We start from the raw sequence: 5,724 nt of genomic DNA on the forward strand, positions 1-5,724 counted from the left end.
GCAATACCAAAGTAAAGTGCCGCATTTTCCATCGTAAATCTGCCAGAGAGAATGGTTTGAATAACGCTATGTTTAAATTCAGGAGAATAAAGTCTTTTGCGGTGTAATACTGCTAATCCATTAGTGCCTGAATATTTGTATTGTGCAATCCAACATCTAACGGTTTTTGTCGCTAAATTGAAATGCTTCAATGTGAAAGCAAGGTTTTCGTGATGTTCGAAATAGAAATTCACGACTTGTTGTTTGAAAAGTTGATTGTATTTAGTCATAAAAAATCTGCACCTTAGTGAGTTGGTTGTTTAGTCTAACTTTTGGGGTGCAGATCATTATTTGATGTACCATATTTCTTTATTTTGTACTTTGGCAAAAAGGACTGTTTTTTGTCATATTTCAAAAAGAGTGATTAACGCCTTGTGCTATAAGGCGTTAATCACATTTTTACTAACTATTTTGTCCTATATACCTTTTAAAATCAAAACTTCTGAATAATTATTAGCAATCTTTATTAACTAACTCTAAGTCTTATCCTGAAAAATTATTTTTTTGTAAATAATTTTCAGCATGAGAAGACAATAAAATACGGTATGTTGTAAAGAAAGAATGGTATTTATCATCCTTTTTTGCTAGGAAACGGCTACATAGTTCTTGGAAAATAGCGGAGTTTTCATTTTTCTTAGCTATATTAATGAGATTATTATAATTTTTAATGTGGGCTTTTCTCTTCTGTAATAACCGTATGCAATTCAAATTTAATACTCTTATAGTATTCTCAACAAGTTCTACTGTTGTTTTAAAATTATTTATGTTAAAACTAACTTCTCCACAATTTTTTTCATTTGCTAAAATATGTCCCGTAACTTGATTAATTTTAAATAAACAAGGAAATGCTGGCATATCAATTGGGTTTATAAGATAACCTTCGACATTATTTATATTATCTAATGCGATTTCTTTATATTGATCACAACTTAAATTTTCTGGAGTAGGAAATATATTTTTATTAGATTCTTTTCCTCCTGTACAGCAACCAAGCAAGTTATTCCAATCTAAAGTCCAATTCTTATTAGAACCAATATCTCTTTTAGGATGGAAATGTTCAATCATCTGAGTTATATAGTCATCATCTCCTTGTGAACAGGAAAAATCTTGTTCACAATAAGCACATATCCCTCCTTGATCTTTAAAAATTTGTTTTTTTACTCTTTTATAAGATTTTTTCTTTTTTCTGAAAGCTCTCCAAGTATAAAATTTACTTGTGCTTCTATAATTTAGTAAAGCATTTGGTATGCTTGACTTATTGACCTTCTTCATATAAAGACTTTTCCCATTCTTTATTTTCGATAATTAACTTAGCTTCTTCTAGAGATGGTTCATTACCTTTAAAGTTTTTTTCTAATTCCTTCCTAAGCATTATTGCTTCTTCAGAAGTATATTGATTTTCATTTACTAAAGATAAATACCGGTCTAATTTTTCTTTTATTTCATTATCTGATCTTGAATTTATATTATATAAGAGTGTATAGATACTAGCGTATTCAGCACCATATGTACCAAAATCAAGATGTTTACCTGCTATAATCTGATTCCCTTTAATAAGGTAAAGATTTTCATTTATGATTGAACTAACAATAGTTGGAGTATGCGTAGTTAAAATAAATTTAGTATTTTTAAAGGTACGTTCTAATTTAGAAATAATTTCTTCTTGCCATTGTGGATGTAAGTGAAGTTCTAATTCATCAATAATAACAATCGCTGGAGTATCAAGAGGATTTTCTTTATGTGGGTTTAAGATAAGCATACGTCTAACAAGATCTCCCACTAAAGATATGATTGATTTTTCTCCTTGAGACAATTCTGACAAAGGAAATTGTGAACCATCTTGCTTTTTAACTATAAATGGATAGGAAAGATTTCTATCTATTTTTATATCTATGATATTTGGAATAAAAGTAATAATAATTTCTTTAATCTTCTGTAATTGTTTTCCTTTTTCTGTGTCTACTTTATTATTATTTTTTACGTTTTCTAGTTTAGAATAAATAGATGTTATTGAATTCATTTTTTTTAGTAATTCATTAGCTGCATTCAATCCAGTTAACATATCGTTGTCATATGAATCTAGTTCATTAACTTTCCCTTCTATATTAGCTAATTCACTTTTAACACTTTCTAATGCATTTACTAGATCTTGATTATTAGCATCATCTAAATACTTAAACCATAATAAAAAATCATTAAAATTTAATGTGCTTTTTAGTTTCTGTGGTATCGCATTTAATCTTTCTACTTTAGATATAAAATCTGCTTTATCAAATTTATCTTTAGTTTTTAACGATGAGCGATCTACTCCATAAAATAAATAAAGAGGTAAATCTAAATTATCTTTAGCTAGTATATAGCTATATAGCGTACCTAATTTTTTCGCCTGTATGAGCGTGCTAGAAATTGTCTTAGGAGAGCCATTAGGTGATCTTGCAACGATAACTTCAGTTAATTTAGTTTTAGCATATCCTAAATTTAACTCTATTAAAGCCGGTTGATATGGATCATTTTTCTTGTTTATATCTCTTTCTTCTATTACATCACCTGAATCAGTATTCTTATTATAAATAGCACTATTAATTTTACTTAATGATGTAGCAATAGCATCAGCGATAGTTGTTTTACCACTAGCATTAATGCCCACAAATAAAATTGGTTTTTTATTGTCTTCAAACTTAACTGATACTTTATCAGAAAATGCTTTGTAATTAACAATCTGAACATCAAGCAAACTAAATGGATTTTGAGAAACCAATTCCATTAGTTCATCTGGAGGGAGTGTTTCTCCATCCCAATTTTTATATAGTTCAAGAATGTCTTTATTTTTCATCTAAAATTCTCCTGATGATTTCTTTACCATATTTTAATTCTAACCTAACTATAAATGAAGGTTCTATATTTTTAGAGAAGACTAGCAATCCTTTTAAATGAGGTATTAAATCTTTAGATAACTCGTTTACTTTATACTTATAAACTAGGCTAAAAATATATCTTTTGCGTTTTCTACCGATGGATATACTCCCTTGTGAAGTAAGTGTAATGCCTGTAATAAATTTATTATAGCCAGGTGATATAATAACTGTTTTTAATTCATTTAATATAATTCTTCCATTAAACAACTCATTAAGTTTCTCTCGAATAACTGGAATTATAGTTTTTAATTCATTTTTATTATTCCCACTAATTGATATATCATCAGCATATCTACTATATTTCATTGATTTTGATTCGCAGTATTCTTCTATTTCTTTATCAAAGAAATACATGACGGCATTCGATATTGTAGGTGAGCTTGGAGCCCCTACGCTTAATATAAGTTTTTTGTGTGAATTGTCTTTTTTATTAGGATTCCAGAAAAAAATATGATTAATTAACCACTTGTCATCCTCATTATAATGAATACCTATTTTATCTAGATACCTAGTGAAGATAATGTTATTTATACTATTAAAGAAATCATGAAAATCTAATTTTAATAGGAATTTATTTTCTTTATGAGTTTCTGCGTTTTGAGCAATATTCCTTCCTTTTCTATATGCATAGGCAGATTTATGAATTTGTAATTGTAGTAATTCTAAGAGTTTTTTTTGTATTTCTTTTAGTTTTTTGGTCGGGTGAGCTATTGTCCTACGCCCCCCTTTTTTCTTGGGTATAGAATAAACTTTATAAGATATAGGAGCTGTAGGCGTAAGAGCTATCAACTCATCAAGTTTAGAGGAAAATCTTTCACCTTCGTGTAATTTATAAAATAGCTCAAATTTCCGTTTGGATTTCATTAGATACTCTCTATTGTATATAAAAAAGGGGCCTTAGCCCCTTAACCTTTTACTAATGGAAGCGAGACAAATGTCAAGCAACTTACCCGGAGTTGCTTGACATTTGTCTCGCAACCCTTATCTGCCCAATATAAATACGTTGCGGCTAAACACCGAACTAAAGCTAAGCTTTCATAGACATACGCTAAAAGGTTCTTTGAGTATAACAACTTCCTAGGTTTTCGGCAAATTTAAAATGATTGTTGTTTATGAATCATGATACTTGCCGATACACTATAATGAGGGGATAAAAATGGTTGTCTAGTTTTAGTGTAGGCGATAGACAATATTAGAAATTACGTATGAGTTGTAATTTTGTTAACTAATATTACTATAATCTGAAAATTTTAAAAAAAATCATATATCACAGGTCGTTTGATAGCTTTAATCTATCAAATTAATTCTACAACCATTTAAGAAATTACTCAATTAAGTTAAATGAATTTTTATTAACGTGAAAAAAAATGAAAAAAATCTTAGTTACAGGCGGTGCAGACTTCATCGGCTCTGCAGTTGTTCGTCATATTATTGAAAACACGCAAGACGGCGTAGTTAACGTAGATAAATTAACTGATCTGCCCCCAAAAGTTAGACTGTTATTTAAAGGACTGCTTTCGATATTGTATCGGACTCAGTCCTTTTAATTTTAATTGGATTCGGTCTTCATTATAGTGCCAGACATAATCATTGATAACCTTTTCAAGTTCATCAATGTTAGTAAATGATTTTCCGTGAAAACATTCCGTTTTCATTCGCCCAAAAAGCTTTCCATTGCCGCATTATCCAAACAATTTCCTTTTTGCGACATACTTTGAGAAATCCTATTTTTTGCTAATAGACATTAATAGTTAGGCATTTGATAATGGGTTCCTTGGTCTGAATGTAATATTAAATTCGCATTTCTCGGCAATTTTTCAACAGCTTGTAACAGCATTTCTTGCACTAACATAGCATTTGGGCGACGACTTAATCCGTAAGCAATCAGTTCATTATTAAAGCAAGCTAAAATCCCGTTGTAACAGGTTCGGCGCAATTTTGCCTTGTTCACCTTTATATGAACGATATTTACGCAGTTTCTTCGTGCGAACTTGTAAACCCATTTCTTGAATCAAGCGTTGTACGCGCTTATGGTTCCCCCCACGAGCTTCACACTGACTCGCCGATAGCCATAATTAGGCTCTGCCTGCTTAATATCACGAATTTGGGCTTTAGTGTGCTATCTCTATCAGGTTTGGATTGGCGATGATAGAAGAAGGTACTTTGCGCTAATTTCGCTATAGGCAAAAGTATTTCTAACGGATAATGCACTCTCAAACTTTGGACTGTTTCTGCCGTTTGGCTTCCTCCCTCTTGATTATTTCGTCCAACTTTTTTAGAAAAGCCACCTCGGCTTCTCACTCAAGGATGCGTAGGCGTAAACGTTCTTCTTCTGTTTTGGGTGGGGGAGGCATTTTAGCGTATTTGGGTTTCATACTTGGGCGAGCTTTAGGTTTGGGATGGAGCCCATTTATACCGTTTTTCTGAAAGGCTTTCAACCATTGACTAAGGGTTTTCCACTACTCGCAATACCAAAGTAAAGTGCCGCATTTTCCATCGTAAATCTGCCAGAGAGAATGGTTTGAATAACGCTATGTTTAAATTCAGGAGAATAAAGTCTTTTGCGGTGTAATACTGCTAATCCATTAGTGCCTGAATATTTGTATTGTGCAATCCAACATCTAACGGTTTTTGTCGCTAAATTGAAATGCTTCAATGTGAAAGCAAGGTTTTCGTGATGTTCGAAATAGAAATTCACGACTTGTTGTTTGAAAAGTTGATTGTATTTAGTCATAAAAAATCTGCACCTTAGTGAGTTGGTTGTTTAGTC

At 31.1% G+C, this 5,724-nt stretch carries 3 protein-coding genes and 3 pseudogenes; 1 reads left to right on the forward strand and 5 read right to left on the reverse strand.

The features are described 5' to 3' along the window. The 4 genes and pseudogenes from AC979_RS04940 to AC979_RS04955 form a co-directional block, all read right to left on the reverse strand. Window positions 1–269 (reverse strand): annotated as a pseudogene (locus tag AC979_RS04940) (IS3 family transposase); the annotation flags it as partial. Window positions 270–522: 253 nt separating this feature from the next. After that, a complete protein-coding gene (locus tag AC979_RS04945) occupies window positions 523–1,311 on the reverse strand; it encodes a retron system putative HNH endonuclease (RefSeq protein ID WP_049373118.1) in 789 nt (262 codons plus the stop codon). Beyond that, a complete protein-coding gene (locus AC979_RS04950) occupies window positions 1,295–2,872 on the reverse strand; it encodes an AAA family ATPase (protein WP_049373120.1) in 1,578 nt (525 codons plus the stop codon). The genes AC979_RS04945 and AC979_RS04950 overlap by 17 nt, the downstream gene beginning before the upstream one ends. After that, window positions 2,862–3,818 carry a retron St85 family RNA-directed DNA polymerase gene (locus AC979_RS04955; RefSeq protein ID WP_080971313.1) on the reverse strand — a complete coding sequence of 319 codons (957 nt, stop codon included), beginning with the start codon at window positions 3,816–3,818 and terminating at the stop codon, window positions 2,862–2,864. The genes AC979_RS04950 and AC979_RS04955 overlap by 11 nt, the downstream gene beginning before the upstream one ends. A gap of 503 nt (window positions 3,819–4,321) precedes the next feature. Between AC979_RS04955 and AC979_RS10275 the strand changes: the two are divergent. Next, a pseudogene (locus tag AC979_RS10275) lies at window positions 4,322–4,429 on the forward strand (NAD-dependent epimerase/dehydratase family protein); the annotation flags it as partial. A gap of 24 nt (window positions 4,430–4,453) precedes the next feature. On the opposite strand, the pseudogene AC979_RS10380 reads toward AC979_RS10275, so the two are convergent. Next, window positions 4,454–5,688: pseudogene (locus AC979_RS10380) on the reverse strand (IS3 family transposase). Window positions 5,689–5,724 lie beyond the last annotated feature (36 nt).

Source organism: Parahaemophilus parainfluenzae, from assembly GCF_001053575.1.
GTDB lineage: Bacteria > Pseudomonadota > Gammaproteobacteria > Enterobacterales > Pasteurellaceae > Haemophilus_D > Haemophilus_D parainfluenzae_S.